This is a genomic window from Pseudoalteromonas sp. H105 (assembly GCF_001469215.1).
GTDB lineage: Bacteria > Pseudomonadota > Gammaproteobacteria > Enterobacterales > Alteromonadaceae > Pseudoalteromonas.
The window spans coordinates 562,807-585,532 of sequence record NZ_LOFH01000001.1; the positions used below are offsets into that span (position 1 = coordinate 562,807).

Consider the following 22,726-nt stretch of genomic DNA (forward strand, 5'->3'; position numbering starts at 1 on the left):
TTATGACAGTGAAAATTTAGTTGCCTAATACTTTTGCAGGATCAACTCTTGTTGCTTGCCAAGCAGGATAGATTGTGGCTAAAACAGCCAGTGCAAAAGTCACTATAACTGTCACAATAATATCTTGCCACACTAACTTACTTGGCAAGAACTCAATAAAATAAACGCCCTCTAAGGGATTAGCCCCTGCTAATTGGCTGAGCCAGGTAAATAAGCTACTTATATTAAGCGCTAACAGTATGCCAATCAGGCTCCCCAAAACAACCCCAACAAACGCCTGCGTAAGTCCTTGCATTACAAAAGTAGCTAAAATAGTACTGTCTTTCGCCCCCATGGTTTTAAGTATTGCGATGTTAGATTGCTTTTCGCGCACTTCCATAACTAAAGATGACACAATATTAAAGCTGGCAACTGCGATTATAAGAAATACCACGATGTAGACAATAGTACGAACCATTTGAATATCTTGATATAAGCTCCCTTGTGTTCTAAACCAACTAGAAATATACACATAGTCAGGGATTGTTTGCCCTACCCGTAAAGCAATCTGATGCGCATAAAAGACATCATTTACTTTCAGTCGTAAACCAGTAACGTGTTGTTCATTATACCCCAATAAAGACTGTGCTTTTTCAAGATGTATAAACGCAGCAGAACTGTCAATTGGTCCCCCCATTTTAACGATACCGGCGAGTGTTAACGTAACTCGCTTAGGGGCTAAAATATCATTACTCGTTTGGTTTACTTGCGGTATCAGCAATGTAACAGAATCTCCTTGCTGTAAGGAAAGTTGATCCACAATTTGAGACCCTAAAATGACTTCTTCCGTGCTCATTTGACTGATTAGTTTTCCTTGAATGAACTGGTTTATAGAGGACACGTTTTTCTCTAGTTCAGGGCTCACCCCTCGGATCTCAACGGCTTTTAAGCCACTTTTATACTGCGCCATCCCGTTAACACTGATAAATGGCGCGGCACCGGTGACACCCGCTTGTTTTTGTAAGTTTTCAACTTTAGCAGGCCATTGTTCAATAGGTCGACTAGGCGCAACATACTCAACTTGCGGAACCACACTTAATAAACGATGTACTAACTGTTGCTCAAAACCGTTAATTACTGACAACGCAACGATTAAAACTGCAACCCCAAGTAAAATACCAATCGTAGAGGCTTTTGCGATAAAGGTTACAAACCCATTTTGCGCTTCTTTGGCACCTGATTGTGCTCGAAATCGTCTACTCAAAAAAGCACTAAGCAACATAGCCACTCTCTTTTATAGCTATTTTACCTTCATCTAAGTAGGCAATTTTACCAAGCTTGTCAGCCAATTCTAAATCATGTGTAACAACAACAAAGCTTGTGTTTAGTGTGTTATTAAGCTCTTTGATTAAATCATAAATTTTAATCGCATTTTGCTTATCAAGGTTACCTGTGGGTTCATCTGCTAACACCAGTGCTGGGTTAGTGACCAGCGCACGCGCAATGGCTACACGTTGCCTTTCACCACCTGATAATGCGGATGGTTTATGTAAACTACGATGAGATAACCCTACTTTGTCTAACATGGCGAGTGCATGTATATTCGCCTCTTTCGCACTTTGGCCTTTTATTAACAATGGCATAGCTACGTTTTCTACCGCATTAAATTCCATTAATAAATGATGGAATTGGTAAATAAACCCTAAATGTTGGTTTCTAAATTTAGCCTGCTCTTTCCTTGATAGTTCAGCAACTCGCTGCCCTTTTATTTTAGCAACGCCATCCGTTTGGCTATCTAAAGTACCAAGGATATGCAACAACGTACTTTTCCCAGAGCCTGAGCTCCCGACGATTGCGAGCATTTCGCCTTGTGTTAGCTTTAAGTTAACCCCTTTTAAAACTTCAACTTGGTTTTCACCATCTTGATAGGATTTACTTAACTTTTCACACTCAATAACAAAATCATTCATAACGCAGTACCTCTGCTGGACTTACTTTCGCGGCTTTCATCGCCGGATATAAAGTAGCTAAAAAACTCATAACAATGCTTGCCAACGCAATCAGCACTAAACTTGTCACATCAAATATAACGGGTAATCGAATTCCAGTGAGTACATTCAAGCCAATAGCAGATAACACCTCATTGATATTTGCACTGAGTAATATTCCCAATATTGCACCGATACTGGTACCTATCAGTCCATTGTATAGCCCTTGAATCATAAATACATGTTGCACTTGATTAGGCGTTAGGCCTAGTGTTTGCAGTATTGCAACTTCACTTTGCTTTTCACTCACCATCATGGTTAATGCTGACACGATATTAAAAACAGCGACCAACACAATGAGACCCAGTAACATTGACATAATACGCTTTTCCATCGCCACAGCGGCAAATAACGTCCCTTGAGATTGGCGCCAATCTGTTATCTCGCTGTCTTTAAATAAGTTAGTACTGGCAGTAAAATTGTCGATTAAAAAAGGGTCATTTAATGAAATACTCAAATTAGGAGGCACAGAGCTTGATTGCTTTAAAACACGTTGTAATGACTCGCCACTGGTAAATGCTAGGCCCATATCTATTTCAGACCCAGTTTCATATATCGCAGCGACCTTGAATAATCGTTGGCTGGGTACGCGACCAAGTGGTGTATATGTTGAGGCATTAGGCATTATCACACGTAGTTTTTCACCTAAACTGATGTCTAATTTACGTGCTAAGTAGCGGCTAATAGCAATGTTATACCTATCAGCTAAAACACTATCCCATTGCCCCTGTACAATTTTGTCGCTTATTTTGTAAAGCGAAGCATTATCATCGTAAAGACCTTGCAACAATACGCCATGTAAATCTTTATTAGTTTGTAATATTGCTTCACCGTGGCGATATAAACTGGCGTGTTTAACATACGGTGAGGCGATTACATCAGTCTGTAAACGTTGCATTTGCTCATGCGTTTTATTTTCAGATGGGACTTCTACATGAGGTATTAAACCCAGCATATTTGATTTTAAATTATTTTCGAAACCATTCATAACCGAGCTAACGGTATAAAGCGCCATTAAGCCAATCGCAATGCCAGCAATAGAAAAAAATGAGATGAATGAGATAAACGCGTTCCCTTTTGAGGATCGACTATATCTGAGCCCAATGAATAGGCTAACAGGTTGAAACATAACTTATACTGACACATGTAATACAAATAGAGCCGCCATACTAGCAAATTCATATTTATTTGGGTATGAACAAAAGTGTAAAAAATAATTAAAAATCTGATACTTGATTAAGTCGTTTTGGGTTAAAATGCGCCAAATATCTAGATGAGGGCCCAATTTTGTCTTTACAGCGATTTAAACATGTCAATTTAAAAGGTGATTTATTCGGTGGGGTAACAACCGCGATTATTTCATTACCACTTGCACTTGCATTTGGTGTTGCATCAGGTGCGGGTGCTGAAGCAGGTATGTGGGGTGCTATTTTAGTTGGTTTGTTTGCCGCACTATTCGGTGGTTCTACCTCATTAATTTCTGAGCCCACAGGACCTATGACTGTTATTATGACAGCCATACTCACAACCATGTTGGCAAGTTACCCCGAGCAAGGCTTAGCAATGGGTTTTACCGTTGTCATGATGGCTGGCGCGTTTCAAATTATGTTGGGCACGCTTAAGCTAGGCAAATATATTACACTCATGCCCTATAGCGTCATTTCAGGCTTTATGTCTGGGATTGGTGTTATTTTAATCATCTTACAACTTGCCCCTTTACTGGGCCACTCTTCTCCTGGCGGGGGCGTAATCGGCACGCTTTCAGCGTTACCTGAATTAATTACATCGTTACATTTTTCTGAATTATTTTTAGGCTTATGTACGCTCGCAATTTTATTTTATTTACCACAAAAATACCGTCAATATGTGCCTGCTCAATTAGTTGCACTCGTTGCTGTTACGCTCGTTTCAATTATATTTTTTACCAGCGAAGATATTCGCCGTATTGGCGAAATACCCAGCGGTTTACCTAGCTTTATTTTCCCAACTTTTTCAGCAGATTTATTCACTGAAATGGTTATTGATGCGTTAGTATTAGGTACTTTAGGCTGCATAGATACGTTGCTAACGGCTGTTATTGGTGACAGTTTAACACGAACAGAGCATGATTCTGATAAGGAGCTTCGCGGTCAGGGTATTGCAAATATGGTTGCAGGTTTATTTGGAGCGTTACCTGGCGCAGGCGCGACTATGGGCACGGTGGTGAATGTGCAAGTTGGTGCCCGCTCCCCGCTTGCTGGCATTTTAAGAGCCATCATTTTGATGGCTGTCGTGTTTGTAGCCGGCAGTTTAACCGAACCTATTCCAATGGCTGTCCTTGCTGGTATCGCCGTCTATGTTGGTATCAACATTCTTGATTGGAGCTTTATACAACGCGCACACAAACTCAGTATTTTACAAATGTCGATTATGTATGGCGTGATGATGCTTACAGTATTCGTTGATTTGATTGTTGCTGTGGGTTTAGGTGTTTTCATATCAAACATCATTGTAATAGAACGGTTAAGCCGTGAACAGGCAAAGCATGTTAAAGCGATCAGTGATGCTGATGATGATGATGTGCCTTTAACCGATGATGAACGAGTCTTGTTAGACCAAGCACAAGGTAAATTATTGTTTTTTTACCTATCAGGCCCAATGATTTTTAGTGTTTCTAAAGCGATTTCACGACAACATCGTCACATAGGTGAATACCAATCAATGGTCCTTGATTTATCTGGCGTACAAATGCTGGATGTCACCGTGTCATTAGCTATTGAAAATGCAATAACAGATGCTATAGAAGCAAACTGTGATGTGTTTATCTACTCACCAAACAGTGAAACAAGCGATAAATTAAAGCGCTTGCGGATCAAAGATAAATTGCCTATCGACTCGTTTTGTGAAAGCCGGATTGAAGCACTTAATAAGGCACTCAAAAGAATGGACAGTACTGGGTGCGAAACTGTTTAACTGAGCGAAATCGCTAAATGATTTAATAACGCTTTTACGTTAGTTGCAACAAACTGCCGAGGCGGGTATACGCCCCATACTCCCTCGGGCTTTGGTTGATAATTAGTTAAAATGGGTATTAAATCTCCCGCATTTAGATCATCTTCAATGTAGTAATTAGGTAATTGTACAATCCCTAATCCTTTTTTTGCTGCATCAGCCAACGCCCAGCCACTGTTACACTGCAAGCGTCCGGCAATTTTGATATGTTTATCTCGTCCTTGTTCACAGACGCGCCAATAACTGCTATTGCCAACTAAACATTGGTGACGTTGTAATTCTGCCACCGTATGAGGTTCACCAAAGTGCTTTAAGTATTCCTTCGAACAACAAATAACAAAATGTCGCGCACTCAAACGCCGTGCTTTTAAACTTGAATCTTTCAAATGCCCTAATCGAATAGCTAGATCAAATCCGCCTTCAACCAAATTTTCTTGTTGATTGCTCAATGCCATAATAACTTCAACATCGGGGTATTGCTGCATAAATACATGGACGGCTGGCATAATAAATGTTTCACCATACATAACGGGGGCTGTCAGCTTAATTTTTCCTTTTGGCGTACGTTGCTGCTCAGCTAATGATGCTGTTGCATCATCCATCGCATATTGTAAGTGTTTAATTTGATGTAAGAACGTCTCACCTTCTTTTGTTAGAACCACACTACGCGTCGTACGTGTTAACAATTGCGAGTTAAGCCGCTGTTCTAACTGTGTAACTTGGCGACTTATATGCGCAACTGACACATTTAACACCATAGCTGCTTTAGTGAAGTTTCCTTCCTCACCCACTGCAATAAACTCATCTATACCAGCCCAACGACTCATTATTACCATACTGTAAAAGTGTTTTATTAAAATGAAGATTAACATTGTTTGAGAAACAAATAAAATAACGCTATTGTTTTTGTATCCCTCTAAATATTACGAGAAGAGAATTACACTATGTCAGAGTTTATTAAATCAAAAGCCGCCGTTGCTTGGGGTCCCAAACAGCCACTATCTATTGAAGAAGTAGATGTAATGATGCCTAAAAAAGGCGAAGTTATGGTTAAGATTACGGCTACGGGTGTATGTCACACCGATGCTTTTACACTTTCAGGTGAAGATCCAGAAGGGATCTTTCCGGCTATTTTGGGTCATGAGGGTGCGGGCGTTGTTTATGCAATCGGCGAAGGTGTAACAAGTGTTTCGGTAGGCGATCACGTGATACCACTTTACACTGCAGAATGTGGTGAATGTAAAATGTGTACGTCTGGTAAAACAAATTTGTGTTCAGCCGTACGCGAAACACAAGGTAAAGGTTTGATGCCCGATGGTACAACTCGCTTTTATAAAGATGGCCAACCTATATACCATTACATGGGCACATCTACATTTTCAGAATATACGGTTCTTCCTGAGATATCACTTGCGAAAGTTAATAAAGAAGCGCCACTTGAGGAAGTTTGCCTACTTGGCTGCGGCGTAACAACCGGTATGGGGGCTGTTACAAAAACTGCAAAAGTTCAAGCAGGTGATACTGTTGCTATCTTTGGTTTAGGCGGCATTGGTTTATCGGCAATCATTGGTGCAAAAATGGCTAGCGCAAGTCGCATCATTGGTGTTGATATAAATACCTCTAAATTTGAATTAGCCACTAAGCTTGGGGCTACTGATCTAATAAATCCAAAAGATTTTGATAAGCCTATTCAAGAAGTGATCATTGAAATGACAGACGGTGGGGTTGATTTCTCATTTGAGTGTATAGGTAATGTTGATGTTATGCGATCCGCACTTGAATGTTGCCATAAGGGCTGGGGCGAATCTGTGATTATTGGTGTTGCAGGTGCTGGGCAAGAAATATCCACTCGCCCATTTCAGTTGGTGACAGGTCGAGTATGGCGTGGAAGTGCGTTTGGTGGTGTAAAAGGTCGTTCTGAGTTACCAGAGATCGTAGAGCGTTACATGGCTGGTGAGTTTGCTTTAAATGACTTCATAACCCACACCATGGAGCTTGAGGGTATTAACGAAGCTTTTGATCTGATGCACGCAGGTAAAAGCATTCGTACCGTCATTCATTACTAATCACTTTAAGAAATAGGCCATGAATGTCCATTCATGGCTTTTTAGCGAGGATAACATGCTGGAAAATTTAACAACTGTCAAAGTCAGTGGCGGATGGCATAAACAATACAGCCATGACTCAACGAGCACTCATTGCAAAATGCGCTTTGCTGTATTTCTTCCCCCGGGTGCAAGTCAAACAAATAAAGTGCCTGTGCTTTACTGGTTATCAGGTTTAACATGCACAGATGAGAATTTTATGCAAAAAGCAGGTGCATTTAAAAAAGCTGCCGAACTTGGTATCGCCATTGTGGCACCGGATACCAGCCCGCGTGGTGATAACGTTCCTGATGACGAAAGCTATGACTTTGGTCAAGGAGCAGGGTTTTACATCAACGCAACACAAGCCCCCTTCAACACTCACTACAATATGTATGATTACGTTGTTGAGGAACTACCTGCTTTAATAGAACAACATTTCCCAGTCTCTGATAAAAAAGCGATAAGTGGCCACTCTATGGGGGGGCATGGAGCATTAATGATTGCACTACGAAACCCTACCCGCTATACCAGTGCCTCTGCCTTTAGCCCAATCACAAATCCGATGAATTGTCCCTGGGGGGAAAAAGCATTTAGTCATTACCTGGGAGATAATAAAAAATTGTGGGCCAATTATGATACTTGTGAACTAATGAATCAATTAGAGCCTGCGAGCTATGTTCCGATGCGTATTGAGCAAGGTGAAGCGGATAATTTCTTGGTCGAACAATTAAAAATTGAAGCCTTATTTAAACGCGTTAATGAAAAAGACTACCCTGCTGAGATCAATATGCACCCTGGTTATGATCACAGCTATTATTTTATAAGTAGCTTTATTGACGAACACCTATTATTTCATCAACCGTTTTTGACTCAGTAATGTTTTTATCTTCTGTGAGGCTGTTAGCGCTAACTTCCTCGCAGACTTTTAATGCTTTGGACACCTGCTTACAAACCACATTTGGCTCACTGTTTTGCTTTATAAGGCTCACTAAATAACTATCTACTTCAAAACCTACTTCTGCAAGTGACACTGTATCTTTTCCCTTTATAACATGTGTACTTTTTGGTGATTCACTTGGGTGAGCTAATGCTAAATCCGCATCGTAATTTTCATCCGCCTTACTGTAAATAGTGCTATCAAGAATGACACCAGCGAATGTGCATCCCGTCATAGATAGCGTCATCAGTACTGTTACTAATGATTTGATCAAAACCAACTCCTTCTTGCTTACATAATCAGTTTTCATTTAAGAGTATAGAAGGTTCATAATGCCTAGTAATTAAAAAAACTGTAATAAACTGTAGTCAGCTATCTTGGAGTTTGACTTAGCAACGTATTTATTATTTAACCACCAATAAACGATGAAAGTCTTTGTAGCTTTCTCTTACTAGGGTCTGTTGACCTTTGCGAATTAAAATTTGTTCAAACTGGGGACGGTTTGATCTCGGCGCGAGGTTTGTAACCTAGTGGGCTAAGTCAAAACCGATCAAAGCTACCGCGTCCTGCTCACGCCCCTATCACCATCCATGCAGGCAACATAGAGCAAATCGCCCCGAGGCAGAACACGAAGGACTGAGCCTGTTTGCATTGATGCTGCGTTATCGCCTATTTATGGGGAATACCACACCACATAGGCGCTGCCTTGCCTAAACACCCAATAGACTGTTGAAAATTTAACCTTAAAAGGTAAACAGACCCTAGAAAAATATTTCTTAATTAAATTGTCAATGTGCGGTTAGCATTTTAATGAAATGATTGAGGGTTTATTGTCTTGTAGGGTCTATGATAAACGGTTTAATAATCAAAAAAAGAACTGGCTGATACCAGTTCTTTTTCTTCAGTCTAGTTTAAAGCTTCTGCTTGACTAGCCATAAATTCATTAAATGTGCCGTGAAAATTAACTACTTTTTTATCACGAATATCAATGATACGAGTTGCTAATGATGAAACAAACTCACGGTCATGACTCACAAATATAAGCGTGCCTTCAAAATCTTTTAGTGCATTATTAAGCGCCTCGATGGCTTCCATATCCATGTGGTTAGTTGGTTCGTCCATAACCAGCACATTTACATCTTGCATCATCAACTTGCCAAATAGTAGACGGTTCTTTTCACCACCAGAGCAGTTTTTAGCTTTTTTATTCGCATCGTCAGCAGTGAATAATAAACGGCCTAACATGCCTCGCACCATTAAGTCATTGTGCTTTGCAGTTCGCCATTGTGACATCCAATCAAATAACGTTAAGTCATTGTCAAAGTCTTTACTGCTATCTTGCGGGCAGTAACCGATAGATGCATTCTCTGACCATTTAATAACACCATGATTAGGCTCAAGTTCGTTTACTAAACAACGTATAAAAGTTGATTTACCTACCCCGTTTTCACCAATAATTGCTAGTTTCGACCCTGCTTCTAGAATGAGCTCTCCTCCTTCAAACAGTGCTTCACCTTCAAAACCATGACCAAAGTTTTCTAAAATTAAAGCCTGGCGGTGCATTCTCTTGCCTTCATCAAAATACAACGATGGTGCCATACGACTTGATGATTTAACTTCGTCCAAACTGATTTTATCCATGCGTTTAGCGCGCGAACTTGCTTGCTTAGCTTTTGAAGCATTAGCACCAAAACGGTTTACAAAGTCTTGCAACTCATCGATTTCAGATTGTTTTTTTGCATTTCCGGCCAGTAACTGTTCTCGAATTAGTGATGAGGCCTCAATGTATTTCTCATAATTACCCGGGTATACACGAAGCTCACCATAATCAATATCAGCCATATGCGTACAGACAGCATTTAGGAAATAGCGGTCATGCGAAATAATGATCATCGTGCATTTACGTTGATTAAGTTCGTGCTCTAACCAATTAATAGTATGAATATCCAAGTTGTTGGTTGGCTCATCCAATAACAATATGTCGGGATTTGCAAACAACGCTTGGGCGAGTAACACACGCAGTTTCCAGCCCGGCGCGACTTGAGACATAAGGCCAAAATGAAATTCTTCCTCGATACCGGCTTTAAGTAAAATATCGCCTGCACGGCTTTCAGCACTGTAGCCATCCATTTCTGCAAAGACGCTTTCGAGTTCAGCTACTTTCATACCTTCAGCCTCACTCATCTCTGGTAACGAATAGATTCGGTCACGCTCTTGCTTTATTTCCCACAGTGCTACATCGCCCATAATCACTGTATCAACCACTGAGTATTGCTCAAACGCAAATTGATCTTGGCTTAAATTACCGACCTTAAGACCCGGTGTAATTGATACGTTGCCTGATGTAGGCGTAAGCGCACCGCTTAAGATTTTCATAAATGTTGATTTACCACAACCGTTTGCCCCTATCAGGCCATAACGATTTCCGTTACCAAATTTTGCGGAAATGTTTTCAAATAAAGGTTCAGCACCAAACTGCATGGTGATATTAGCGGTAGAGATCAAGATGAATTCCTAAGCAATTAAGAGCAAGTAGACTCATCGATTATTGAAGAGTAATACAGGCAATACACAATATAAAGAGGGCGCGAATTATACAGCCGGAACAGTAAACAGTCGAGCTTTGTCGCAGTAAGTTAAAGAATTTAGTTTTGTGATAAATAGCATTAACCACGAAATAGACGCAGGTGGTGTTTGTAAAGAATGCTTAGCTAAAAAATGTTATATTAAATTTCCATAAAAAAAGCGAAGGCTGCCACCTTCGCTTTTAAAATCAGTGTTTAAATTAAGCTAATTTGTCAGACGCCACTTTGTAAGTTGGGTCTTCTATAACGTTTACTTCGACTAAATCACGTGCTTTATGTAGTAACTGAGTACAGTCTTTACTTAAATGACGTAAATGCAGTTGTTTTCCGGCTTTAGTGTATTTATCTGCAAGCGTATCAATGGCCTCTATCGCACTGTGATCAGCAACGCGGCTGTATTTAAACTCAATAATCACATCTTTTGGATCATTTTTTACATCAAACAATTCTGCAAAGCCTTTAACAGACCCAAAGAATAAGGGACCATGAAGTTCATATACTTTAGCACCTGCTTGGTCGATATAATTAGTGGTATAAATCTGTTTAGCATGTTGCCATGCAAATACCAGTGCAGAGACGATAACACCGACACAAACAGCAATTGCAAGGTCTGTAATTACGGTAACGCCTGATACTAAAACAATCACAAACGCATCAGATTTTGGCACTCGTTTCATCATTTTAAACGAAGCCCACTCAAAGGTACCTAATACAACCATAAACATCACACCTACCAGCGCAGCCAATGGAATCATTTCAATCAAGCCAGCAGCAAAGATAATAAAACCAAGCAACATCAGTGCAGCAGTAATGCCTGATAAACGTGAACGGCCACCTGAATTTATATTAATCATTGATTGGCCAATCATCGCACATCCGCCCATTGCGCCGAAAAAGCCACAAGTTACATTGGCAGCGCCTTGTCCGATACATTCTTTGTTTGAATGACCACGCGTTTCAGTAATTTCATCAATTAAGCTTAGTGTTAATAATGACTCAATTAAGCCTATCGCAGCCAAAATCAAGGCATAAGGGAAGATTATTTGAAGTGTTTCAAAGGTAAATGGTACCATAGGAACATGAAATTCTGGTAAACCACCTGCAATCGTAGCAGCACTGTCACCTGTCATATCTTTTAAGAAATCAAGTACTGTTCGTGCTTCTAAATCTAAACCAATAACAATCAGGGTCACTGTCACAATGGCCACCAATGTAGAAGGCACAGCAGTCGTTAACTTTGGTAAAAAATGAATAATAGCCATAGTCAGTGCAACTAAACCAAGCATTATCATCATCGGTTCGCCAGTCATCCATTGCATCGTGCCATCTTCACCGGGAGACTTAAATTGACCAAGTTGAGCTAGAAAGATAACAATCGCTAAACCGTTTACAAACCCCAGCATAACCGGGTGTGGTACCATACGAATAAACTTACCCAGTTTAAAGATCCCTGCTAATATTTGCAGAACCCCCATCAGCAGCACCGTAGCAAAGAGGTACTCAACACCATGGTCGAGTACTAAACTTACCATTACAACCGCTAATGCACCCGTCGCACCAGAAATCATGCCTGGTCGGCCACCAAATATAGCGGTGATCAAACCCACTATAAAGGCTGCGTATAATCCAACTAATGGTTCTACGTTTGCAACAAATGCAAAAGCAACAGCTTCAGGAACCAGGGCAAGCGCCACCGTTAAACCTGATAATATATCATTTTTAGCAGAGCTTGGCGCTTTGCTGAGTAAGTTAAACATTGAGTTCCTCATGGATGTAGGGATCAAAAAAAGCGCTGAATTCTATCAAATTAAGCAAAAGTTAACAATTGGTTATTCTAAATGCACTATTGAGTATAGTGCATTTACTAGATTTGAATGGATACCCGAGGGTAAATCAATGAGAGGACATGTTTAAAGTGGTAAAGAAGTACTGCGTTTAACACACGTCATAGTGACGTTTGAATGCACTTCTTGAACAAACTCGAGATTTAACAAATTATCACGAACAAACTGCTCATAACCTTCAATACCTTTGGAAATAATACGCAACATAAAGTCCATAGTACCTGCCATACTGTAGCACTCTGTTACTTCATCATAGCTTAATATCAAACGTTCAAACTCTGCTAAATTTGTTCTACCATGATTTGAAAGGCGTACATGCGCATAAACAAGCATATCAAAGCCTAGCTTTTTCTCATCAAGTAAAGCAACTTTGCCCTTGATGTAACCATCTTGCTCTAGCTTGGCTATACGACGCCAGCAAGGGGATTGTGAAAGCCCGACTTTATCTGCAATATCTGCGGTTGAAAGGCTAGCATCTTGCTGTAATAGTGCCAAAATCTGGCGGTCAACTTGATTTAAAGACATTATATTACTTTATTATTTTACTAAATTAATAAAATTATACATCGCTTTAGGTGCTGCGTCTTGTATTTTCATGCATTTTTTATGCGTAACTAGCCAAACTTACCACTTATAAATGGATTCGATATGCGCTCTATTCCAACGCTTGTGTCTGGGCCGTGCCCTGACAAAATTCGTGTTTCATCTGGCATCGTTAATAGTTTCGTTTTAATTGAATTCACTAGCTGCTTGGCATCCCCTTTAGGAAAATCCGTTCGCCCTACTGACCCTTTAAAAATAACATCGCCTACCAACACAACCTGCTGTGATTGTTCATAAAAAACGATGTGCCCAGGCGTATGCCCTGGACAATGACGCACAGCAAACTTTAAATTTCCCACGTTGCACACATCGCCTTCTTTTAGCCAAACATCAGGGTAAAAAGGCTCAATGACCTTTAAGCCAAACATTTTCGCTTGCATAGGCAATGCATCAAACCAAAAACGCTCACCTTCGTGAGGGCCAATTATTTTAACTTTGAATTCTTCGGCTAACTTTTTTGCGGCTCCGACATGATCAAGGTGACCATGGGTCAACAATATGCATTGTAATTCTAAATTGTGCCTTGCAAGCTCTGCAATTATTTTATCTGCATCCCCTCCAGGGTCAACAATTGCCGCTTGACGGGTTGTTTTACAGATTAGAATACGACAATTTTGCGAAAATGCAGTAACGGGTAAAGTAATGATATCCATTATTGTGCACTTTCGATTTTCTGAGTATTAAACGACATTAAAATCGGATACTTTAAGTAGGCTTGATCATAAAATGGAGTGCGTTGATATAACCAATCAAGACGAGCTTGCGCATCATTAGCAAATGCGGCATCTTCTCGAATTTTCTTATCAAATTCGAGTGCTAACGCTGGTTTATCTTTAAGCATGTGTCTTGCATACGGTGCAAGTGCATAGTTTTCCATGTACTCAGTCCGCTGAAATATGGTATTGAACTCTCCCCATGCAAAAAATGAATCAGGCGCTTCTGGATGAAGTAAGTGTGTAGCAAGTTCGCCTAACGGCTGCATCGTTTTAACTTTAGACCAACCAGTCAAAATCATATTGTCAACGTTTAGATAATCAAACTCAGCTTGAACCCTAAAACGACCTTCAAAAGGCGCATTATCAAATTGATGATCTTTTACTTTAGCAACATATAAGTCTGATACTCTCTCTTCTTGAGTAACAGACTCAACTTTAATGCCATGTAATTTCAGCTTTTCAATTATATGCGGATAGGCGGGGGGTATATAAAATACAGCCGGCACATTGACTGTTTTTTCAACGTCTTTTTGCCAAAATATAGGCAGTGCGTCGTAGTGTTGCTTTACACCAATGTATTTAACTTCAGTTTGACCACTCAGCGCGCTTTTGCTTTTACTGTACTTTATACCCTTAAACTCTAACGTATTAGGTTCTTTCGCATAAGCACGCTTAACGATAAGCTGCGTTGGCAGAAACGCCCGCTCTTTGTTAACAGCTTGCTTTATTTGTTGGTTGTGCTCTGCTAAAGCTGATATTGCACCATCTAGAAATACATATGTCCCTAAAACACGCTGCTTGTATGGCTTTAATGAGTGGTTTTCAACTAAGATTGTTGGCAAAGAACGTAGGTCGCCCCAGCCATTGGAGAAACGCGGTGTTGCTACCCAACCAGCTAATCCTGTTTTAAATTCACGCTTATCCATCACAAATACAAGCGGACCCGGAATGTGTCCCTGTTTTTCTAATGTTTCATCTATAACGGGTTTAAAGTACTGATCAAGTGCCTCTGAAACACTAGGAGACTCACTTGCAAATACAGGATTATAACCATACGTCACATCATATTGATAGTCAGCGCCATCGGTCACATGAACATCAACATACAGATCAGGAGAATATTGATTGATGACGTGCATGACACCTCGGACTTCGGGTGTATCCAATTTTGTATAATCGCGATTTAGGTTTAAGTTATTTGCATTAGTCCTAAATCCCATTTCAATCGGCCCACGTTGATTGATCCGATTAAATTGGCTTCGGCGTTCATGGCCATCCACATTCAATATTGGAATAAATAAAATGTTAACTTTGTTTAAAATATCTCGTCGTTTGCCTGTAGCTATATCTCTAAGCAACATGAATGTTGCATCTTTGCCGTCAATTTCACCCGCATGAATACCCGCTTGGATAAAAATAGTAGGTTTTGAATTATTAATAAGCTGTTCAGCCGAAAACAACCCATCTTCGCTTGCAACCAGCATTTTTATTTCACGCCCAGCATTACTTTTTGCAATAGTCTGAACTTGGAATTGAGTTGGATTTGCCGCGACTAAACGGTCAACAAAAGCCATTGTTTGTTCGTAATTTGGAGAATTTAAACCTTCACTCAGTTCGAAATCAGTTGTTAAAGGACCATTATCTTGCATTAACTGTATGCTTTTCCCTTGCCATGGCAAAAGCGGCGGAAGATGGCTATCTAAAGTAACAGTAGCACTGAGCAATAATAAACTGGCGATCATAGGATTCTCAAACATTAGCCTTTGTAATAGCTTGAAATTATAACAAGGAAATAATACGGGTCGCGGAAAGTGCGGTGATTCAACAAAAAAATGCAGCCAATGACAGACGACAATTATAAGGCATTAAAAAAGGCGCTATAATAGCGCCTTGCCACTCAAGAATGTGCTTAAAACATATCTTGATAAGGATTAGATTGACTAAGTGCAATGGTTTTTTCAAAACCGGGGATTTGCATAGCTTTGTCTGTAATAATAATGTCGTTTTCATCGATCATGCCATCACCAAATCGGTATATTAGTTCGTAATGACCTAGATCTGCTTGTTGTTGGTATTTAACTTGCGCAGATTTAATGGATTTGTTGGCTTGTAAATAAGCATTCATAACTTGCTCGCCATGGCGCTTTGATAACATCTGCATGGTTACTAAAGGAGAGATCACTGTCGCCGTTGCGTTATTTCCACCAAACCCTTTTGAATTAATAAATGCGATGTCCATTTCATCACATTTATAATGTTCAGTGCGAATATCTAAATACTCAGAGTGAACATCATCAGCCACTTTATCAATGGTCGTAACACCTGGCATAATATTGTGGCTGAATACACCCAATGCCATAGCCAGTTGGTCACCGCTTGCAGGTGCTATGGTATGGCCTACATAAGCTTTAGGGGCTGCAACTTTCCAGTTATCAATCGCAAATGTTTGCGCTAAGCGATGATAAATAAGGGATTCTGTTACACGGTTTTGTGGAGTGCTTGAGCCATGTGCCAAAATAAAACTACGCTTTTGAACTGACTCTTGCCCTAATATACTTGACGCGAGTGCAACCGATTTTGCCATGGTAATATAATTACCTGGTCCAGGTGCGGTAATGGATTTTTTAACACCATCAGCATTAACATACACATCTGGGATAGCACCCATGATGTCTGCGCCAAGCGATAAAGCAAGTGCGTCATCCATTAAAATAGCAACTTGAGCGCCTTCACCAATAGTGAAGCCACAGTTTTCACCAAATGGGCGGCTTGTGCGGCGATGATCAACTACATCGGTATTGTCTAACCGCTTTAAACCTTCTTCATTCGCTAATGCACTCATATTACCAAACCCTTCAATAATTTCAGGGGTCAAAGCACATTCAGATGACGCAACAACAGCGACACGCGTTCGCCCTGCTTGAATATCATTAACGGCAGCACGTAAGTTATATAAAAAGGTGGCACACGCACCTGATGTAGTAAATGTTGTTCCAACATTGCCTGTCACATAAGCATTAATGAAATCTGTCGACATTGTGTTTAGGCCCAAAGCTAACTGCTTTGTACTCACTCGTTCTCCTTGTTGGCGAGAACGAATTAAGCCACCAAAGCCTTCATCATTAACCTGTCCTGCAACAGACGCTGAATAAGTGCCAATTTGATCTGGTTGCACACTGTTCATTATTTGTTGCCAATCTAGTCCTGTTGAACGGATTGCGTCAGTTGCTGCAAAAATGGTTGCTTGTAAACCCCGAGGTTGATAACGGCTGTTATACATAACAGCCGGATCAAAACCTGTTGGTAATTGGCCCGCAGCTTTAATAGGGTTGTCACGTGTGCTGTTATGTTTTATCTCTAAATCAGCAGCAATAGTCACCTTTACCTTCTTACCTTCAAGCTGCTCCACTTGCCAAGATGCCGGAACGGGTTGTGGTAAATCTCGTGCACGTGTTTCAAACACTATCTTTTGATCGTTTGATACACTGAGCGTCATTTTTTGTTGCCAAGGTGTCGCATCAACATCGAAGTGATTTTTTTCGATTTTTCTTATTAATGTACCTTCAATTATTTGTTTGCCAAATTTAGACTCAATGTCCGATTGCTCGATTAACTGACCTTGTTGATCAACTAATTTTCCTTGTTCTAACTTAACAAGGTTCATTAAAGTGGCTAGGCCTAAAAATGTTTCATGGCGCGCTTTTGAGTCTAAACTGTCTAACACGATACGGCGATAACCTTGATGAAACGACGTACGACCTGCGGCGTTTATACCGCCCATACCAACAATAACGGGTAATGCTGTCATAATTTACCTTGAAGAAAACGTGTTAATGAATATAACTGCAGTTTAGATGGATACCCACATTGAAATTATGCTTTAATAGCCAAATATTAGGCTGAACACGCCATTAACAACTGGTCGGAGCAATCGAATGCACATAAAAACAGCTACTTCCCCACTCAAAATCAGTTTGTTGGTGTATCAACATCTATTAATCACCAGCTTAACGCTCCCAATTGAGATGCTTAAGGCTGGAGAAGCATTTGCGAGAAGTCATTTAGCGAAAGACGAATTTCGCCCATTAGAACTTTATTTGGTGGGGGAGCATCAGTGTCCAATTCAAAATAGGACCGGCTTATCAATCATACCTGATTGCACTTTCGAGTCTGCTCCAAAGAGTGATTTAATTATTGTACCGGGGATTTGGCGAAATCCCCGTCCTGTTGTGAGAGAAAATAGTGGTTTAGTGAAATGGCTGGGACAAAGTTGGCAAAACAGCAGCCAAATTGTTGGCGTGGGTACCGGTAACTGTTTACTCGCACAAGCTAAACTGCTAGATGGTCACCCTGCCACAACCCATTGGCATTATGCTGACCAATTTAAACGAGACTATCCTAACGTATCTCTAAAGCCTGACTTTTTTATAACCCAATCAGAACGGCTTTACAGTGTTGCCAGCTTAAACGCCCTTGCAGATGTGATTGTGCATATTATAAGTCAATATTATGGTCAACACGCTGCACAACATGTTGAGCGAAATTTCTCACATGAAATAAGAAAGCCTTACGAAGATCAACGCTATCTTGAAGGGGCCGTTGATAAACACCCCGATGAACTGATTGCACAAATCCAATTTTGGCTTAAAAATAACTTATCTGGTGAACATACTTTAACAGAGGTAGCCGCTTTATTTAGTTTGAGCTATCGCACTTTTACACGTCGGTTTAAGAATGCGACAAATCAAAGCCCGGTAGAATATTGGCAAAAACTTCGCGTGCAAACAGCAAAAGAGCTGTTAGCTTCATCTAACCTTACTATTCAGGAAGTTGCACTAGAGGTTGGTTATAGTGATCAGGGTCACCTAACGAGAGTGTTTAAAAAATACCTATCTCAAACACCCACGGATTATAGAGCGATTGTTAGACGCAAACTATTTGGCTAAAAATTTAAACGTGACAGTGGACGCCTCTACATCACTTTTAAATATTGCCCGAATTCAATCCTTATCCCATAAAGTAGTCACTAAAATAGAAACCTCAAGGTGACGTGCTCCAATCATAGTACCAATAGATGCCAAAAATATAACTTATGAATAGAAACACCCATTATGCTAAGCTTAGGTTTGATACAGATACGCTATGACTTAACAAAATGGGGGCTTTAGCAATTGCTATGTGCTGTTTATAACTGGTTATTAATCCAATGACCAGCGAGATATTTTTACCGTTAAGATAAATAAGCGTTGTCAAAAATTACAGTATTGCTTCAATTATTAATTGCTGAGACTTGCCTGCTATGGTGAAAGATATTTCATCGTCTCTTTGTTTATTCATCAATTCATTACCTAGCGGCGATTGGGGTGTTAGCACGTAAACCAACTCGCTTTTCACTGTAACAGATAACCCTCCTGACATTGGGCCTAAGTAGTACCACTTTCGCTGCTCATCTTCATCAGATACGCCGACAAGCGAACCCAACGACACCTTATCTTTTATTGGTTCCTTGAATACTTTTTCAAATTCAACGAGACTTAAATGGCAATCATTAACCCGTTGAGCTTGGCCATGCGCAAGGTAACCTGCCTCAAGCCCTAGGGTATCGTATTTATTTTCAGCAATGTTTTCTACATGAGTAGCTGCATCATGGGCCGTCTTGGCTGCAGCTTGTGCGGTTGTGAGCTGCGCTTGAAGTGCAAACCGTAAATGCTCAATTATGTGTGATTTATTCATGCGTATAAATTATTCATTAAATTTCGTGTGGGATTGAGTGGTATGGCGTTATGGATTCATTAACTAATAAAATATAATGCACTGATACTCTGAGCATTAGCGCATTATAAATTAAAAAAGTGATTAATTAGCAATCCAAGGCGTCACTTTTACCAAAGGAGATGGAATACTAAATGCCGTTTTATCATCTTCCCATTCATCTGGAATAGCTACATGGCATACAGTGTCTTTACACTCAAATGCTTTATCCTCAATATTTACTGTCTGTGCAAAAGTAAGCACAAGCCCCTTTTGCTCTGGCAGTAAGAAGCTCATTAATTTACTGATGAAAAAACCTGATAAATCTGATAACAAATCATCAAATTCTGCATTAAGTTGATACATTTGCTGTCTATTCAAATTACTATTAGCAAACTCACGTGCTTCTATTTGCAGTTTTAATTGGCAATCATGTTGCTCATTAATGGGTTCAATAACAATCACAGCTTTGTCTTTATCTAATTGTTGATCGTAAGGTAATAACAATTGCGCTTGATCGGTAAAGTTCAGCGCAAATTCCTGACGTTCTGTAATAATACGCCCAGTTTTAATTAAACACGCATCTCCTGTAGCAATATCAGTTATATAAAAATTGACCTGTGCAAACTGGAAGTCGCCTTTATTAACCACTTTTAAGCGGTCGTAAAACCCATCATAAGAAACGACGAACTCATTCGACTGTACGTGAGTACTTAGCACCGAAAAAATAACAGCGAAGGCGAAAAATAGTGCCTTATATTTATTCATTAAAGTATGCCTTATTATGTTTAATCATTTGATTTAGTTCTTTTATATACTCTTCACCACGTTCAGAATAAGACATCAAACCATACGTCAACTTATTTGCAGCCAGCGGTTGTTGCTGACGACGTAAATCTTCACGAATAGAGCGAAGGTCTTTGTAAGCGGCATGTGTATTTAGATTTTTAAAATACGAAGCGACCCCTTGACGCACAGATTGAAAAGCAGCAACCTCATGAGCAGCCCCTGTATTGCGTCTGCTCGGTATCATGCCACACCCTTTCTTGTAGCACCACTGGCCAAAAAAGTTCAAGCCAATTCGCGCAAAACGAGAGGTGCCCCACGCCGATTCATTAGCAGCTTGCATCAGAGCCATTTCTTTTGGAATGATATCAACACGTCTTAACGCTTGTGTTAATGAAATCGTATTAATTTCAGTGGGTAATTTATATTTACCCAAAATTGTTCTTACTTGCGTTGTTTGCTTGCTGTTCAGCGGCTCATCATACTGAAGCATCATTAAAGCAATCTCAAGTGTTGCACGCTGTTGTAATATCTTCTTATTTTCAGCTTCAACATGTGGGCGTATAAAATCAAAAAAGGCTTTTTTCTTGTCTTTCACATCTGCAAACGCACTAAATTTTGGCAATTTTACATTATGAAGAGGCTGTTCCTTTTTCTTAACATGAGGTTTTGCTTTTTTCTCGACCTCTGGTTCAATAACAGACTCTGTGGTCTGAATAAATGGGTAAAGTAGTGCCCATATAAAAAACAGACAAAGTAATAAACGAATGGAATGCTTTAGCATGTATTCTCCAAGAAAACTGACACTTATGCATGGCAAAACCACATGCACTGATAGACCATTATACCTAAGGCACTAAATAAAGGCGAATCTGCAAACTAATGTTGTTATTTACATGAAAAAGATTATCTTCATGGGGATTTTTAATCTAAATAAATCAGCTACAATCGACATATACACATCACTGATTAAGCGGAATCTTATTAATGGAATTAGAGTGGCAAAGTAGAATCATTAATCAGAATAAATCAAGACCGAACGATAACCGTTCTCCCTGGCAAGTAGACCGTTCGCGTATAATTCACGCAGCAGCATTTAGACGCCTACAAGCTAAAACTCAAATAATGGGTATAGGCCTTAATGATTTTCATCGTACTCGTCTAACCCACTCTTTAGAAGTATCGCAAATTGGCAGTGGCTTACTTCGCCATCTAGAAAAACAACACCCACACTTTAATTACTTCCCTGATCAAAGTTTATTAGAAACGCTTTGTCTTGCACATGATATAGGCCACCCAGCTTATGGTCATGGGGGGGAAATAGCACTTAATTATATGATGAGGGAGCATGGCGGGTTTGAAGGTAACGCACAAACACTTCGGATAGTATCTCGCTTAGAACCTTATAGTGATGGCCATGGGATGAACTTAACAAGACGCACGCTGTTAGGCTTTATTAAGTACCCCGCATTTATAGACAACTTATGGCATACCATACCAACACATAATCCGAAAAGAGCGTTTATAAAAGCGGATGATTGGCGACCAGCTAAGGGGCTTTATCTGGACGACAAAGAAACATTTGAGTGGATTATTGATCCATTGTCTGCGCAAGATAAGCTGAACTTAAGCCAGTTTAGCGAGTTTGATAAATTTCGATCTAAAACGTCTTTTAAATCGCTTGATGCTGCAATTATGGAGTTAGCTGATGACATAGCCTATGCCGTACATGACTTAGAAGACGCAATAGCAACAGAGCAAATTACATTAAAGGAATGGGAGAATTATGCAGTCCCAGCGCTGAATAAAGTAGATTGCCAATGGCTTGAAACTAGTGAATTAACAGCAAGGTTATTTTTAAGGTCTGAGGCACAAAGAAAAGATGTAATTGGTGAATTAGTTAATCTGTTTATAACACAATCTTTCATCACCCCAACTGAAATAACGTTTGATTGCCCTATATTGAATTACACGGTGGATTTATCTGGTGAATATCAAAGTTTACTGGATACGTTAAAGTCCTTTATTTACCAACGCCTAATTCGTGCATCACATATGCAACAAATTGAGTTTAAGGGCCAAAAATTAATCATAGAGTTATTTGAGGCTTTTTCATGTGAACCTCTCAGGCTATTACCAGAAACAACAGCATATATTTATAAGCATGCACTAGATAATGGCATGAGCACACAACGTGTTATTTGTGATTACTTAAGTGGCATGACAGATGAGTATGCATTTAAAACACATCAGCGTCTATTTTCAAGCAACAACTGAATTTAAGATGCACTACTATTTGCTAATCATTGAATAAAAGCACTTGGTTGACTGCTGTAAATGCGGAAAAAAAGTACCTGATTAAAATAGTGTTTGAAAAAACGCCGAAGTAACGACTTCGG

Annotated in this window: 19 protein-coding genes; 5 read left to right on the top strand and 14 right to left on the bottom strand. The window is 39.9% G+C overall.

Annotation, left to right across the window (positions count from 1 at the left end):
- Positions 1–16: 16 nt before the first annotated feature.
- The 3 genes from ATS75_RS02470 to ATS75_RS02480 are packed head-to-tail and all read right to left on the bottom strand — an operon-like array spanning position 17 to position 3,156.
- Positions 17–1,261, bottom strand: a complete 1,245-nt coding sequence (locus ATS75_RS02470) for a lipoprotein-releasing ABC transporter permease subunit (RefSeq protein ID WP_058558831.1) — start codon at positions 1,259–1,261, stop codon at positions 17–19.
- Complete coding sequence (gene lolD / locus ATS75_RS02475; protein WP_058558832.1) at positions 1,251–1,949, bottom strand: lipoprotein-releasing ABC transporter ATP-binding protein LolD; 699 nt, start codon at positions 1,947–1,949, stop codon at positions 1,251–1,253. The genes ATS75_RS02470 and lolD overlap by 11 nt, the downstream gene beginning before the upstream one ends.
- A complete protein-coding gene (locus tag ATS75_RS02480; RefSeq protein WP_058558833.1) occupies positions 1,942–3,156 on the bottom strand; it encodes a lipoprotein-releasing ABC transporter permease subunit in 1,215 nt (404 codons plus the stop codon). The genes lolD and ATS75_RS02480 overlap by 8 nt, the downstream gene beginning before the upstream one ends.
- Positions 3,157–3,311: 155 nt before the next feature.
- On the opposite strand from ATS75_RS02480, the gene ATS75_RS02485 reads away from it, so the two are divergent.
- Positions 3,312–4,979 (top strand): SulP family inorganic anion transporter, encoded by a 1,668-nt coding sequence (locus tag ATS75_RS02485; RefSeq protein ID WP_082665373.1) that lies wholly within the window; start codon positions 3,312–3,314, stop codon positions 4,977–4,979.
- On the opposite strand, the gene ATS75_RS02490 is transcribed toward ATS75_RS02485, so the two are convergent.
- Positions 4,976–5,845, bottom strand: coding sequence for a LysR family transcriptional regulator (locus tag ATS75_RS02490; protein WP_058558835.1), 870 nt, complete (start codon positions 5,843–5,845; stop codon positions 4,976–4,978). The two genes, ATS75_RS02485 and ATS75_RS02490, sit on opposite strands and share 4 nt — an antisense overlap.
- Before the next feature lie 117 nt (positions 5,846–5,962).
- Between ATS75_RS02490 and ATS75_RS02495 the strand changes: the two genes are divergently transcribed.
- A complete protein-coding gene (locus ATS75_RS02495) occupies positions 5,963–7,084 on the top strand; it encodes an S-(hydroxymethyl)glutathione dehydrogenase/class III alcohol dehydrogenase (protein ID WP_058558836.1) in 1,122 nt (373 codons plus the stop codon).
- Positions 7,085–7,139: 55 nt separating this feature from the next.
- Positions 7,140–7,982, top strand: a complete 843-nt coding sequence (gene fghA / locus ATS75_RS02500) for an S-formylglutathione hydrolase (RefSeq protein WP_058559078.1) — start codon at positions 7,140–7,142, stop codon at positions 7,980–7,982.
- On the opposite strand, the gene ATS75_RS02505 is transcribed toward fghA, so the two are convergent.
- The 7 genes from ATS75_RS02505 to ATS75_RS02535 all read right to left on the bottom strand — a co-directional run bounded on the left by ATS75_RS02505 (position 7,936) and on the right by ATS75_RS02535 (position 17,598).
- Positions 7,936–8,316, bottom strand: coding sequence for a hypothetical protein (locus ATS75_RS02505; RefSeq protein ID WP_152996169.1), 381 nt, complete (start codon positions 8,314–8,316; stop codon positions 7,936–7,938). The genes fghA and ATS75_RS02505 overlap by 47 nt on opposite strands.
- Positions 8,317–8,948: 632 nt before the next feature.
- Positions 8,949–10,547, bottom strand: a complete 1,599-nt coding sequence (locus tag ATS75_RS02510) for an ABC-F family ATPase (protein WP_082665375.1) — start codon at positions 10,545–10,547, stop codon at positions 8,949–8,951.
- Positions 10,548–10,827: 280 nt separating this feature from the next.
- A complete protein-coding gene (locus ATS75_RS02515) occupies positions 10,828–12,384 on the bottom strand; it encodes a SulP family inorganic anion transporter (protein WP_058558839.1) in 1,557 nt (518 codons plus the stop codon).
- 153 nt (positions 12,385–12,537) lie between these two features.
- Positions 12,538–12,996: an Lrp/AsnC family transcriptional regulator gene (locus ATS75_RS02520; protein ID WP_058558840.1), complete on the bottom strand. Its 459-nt coding sequence runs from the start codon at positions 12,994–12,996 to the stop codon at positions 12,538–12,540.
- A gap of 89 nt (positions 12,997–13,085) precedes the next feature.
- Entirely contained in the window at positions 13,086–13,727 is a 642-nt protein-coding gene (locus ATS75_RS02525; protein WP_058558841.1) for an MBL fold metallo-hydrolase, read from the bottom strand.
- Positions 13,727–15,532, bottom strand: coding sequence for a M14 family metallopeptidase (locus ATS75_RS02530; protein ID WP_058558842.1), 1,806 nt, complete (start codon positions 15,530–15,532; stop codon positions 13,727–13,729). The genes ATS75_RS02525 and ATS75_RS02530 overlap by 1 nt, the downstream gene beginning before the upstream one ends.
- A gap of 167 nt (positions 15,533–15,699) precedes the next feature.
- Entirely contained in the window at positions 15,700–17,598 is a 1,899-nt protein-coding gene (locus ATS75_RS02535; RefSeq protein WP_058558843.1) for a beta-ketoacyl synthase, read from the bottom strand.
- Between the two features lie 127 nt (positions 17,599–17,725).
- Between ATS75_RS02535 and ATS75_RS02540 the strand changes: the two genes are divergently transcribed.
- Entirely contained in the window at positions 17,726–18,736 is a 1,011-nt protein-coding gene (locus tag ATS75_RS02540) for a GlxA family transcriptional regulator (RefSeq protein ID WP_058558844.1), read from the top strand.
- Positions 18,737–19,046: 310 nt separating this feature from the next.
- On the opposite strand, the gene ATS75_RS02545 is transcribed toward ATS75_RS02540, so the two are convergent.
- The 3 genes from ATS75_RS02545 to ATS75_RS02555 form a co-directional block, all read right to left on the bottom strand.
- Complete coding sequence (locus ATS75_RS02545; RefSeq protein ID WP_058558845.1) at positions 19,047–19,523, bottom strand: GreA/GreB family elongation factor; 477 nt, start codon at positions 19,521–19,523, stop codon at positions 19,047–19,049.
- A 123-nt stretch (positions 19,524–19,646) separates the two neighbouring features.
- Positions 19,647–20,309, bottom strand: coding sequence for a DUF2987 domain-containing protein (locus ATS75_RS02550; RefSeq protein ID WP_058558846.1), 663 nt, complete (start codon positions 20,307–20,309; stop codon positions 19,647–19,649).
- Positions 20,302–21,111, bottom strand: a complete 810-nt coding sequence (locus ATS75_RS02555) for a glucosaminidase domain-containing protein (protein ID WP_058558847.1) — start codon at positions 21,109–21,111, stop codon at positions 20,302–20,304. The genes ATS75_RS02550 and ATS75_RS02555 overlap by 8 nt, the downstream gene beginning before the upstream one ends.
- 203 nt (positions 21,112–21,314) lie before the next feature.
- Between ATS75_RS02555 and ATS75_RS02560 the strand changes: the two genes are divergently transcribed.
- Entirely contained in the window at positions 21,315–22,604 is a 1,290-nt protein-coding gene (locus ATS75_RS02560) for an anti-phage deoxyguanosine triphosphatase (RefSeq protein ID WP_058558848.1), read from the top strand.
- Positions 22,605–22,726: the final 122 nt, after the last annotated feature.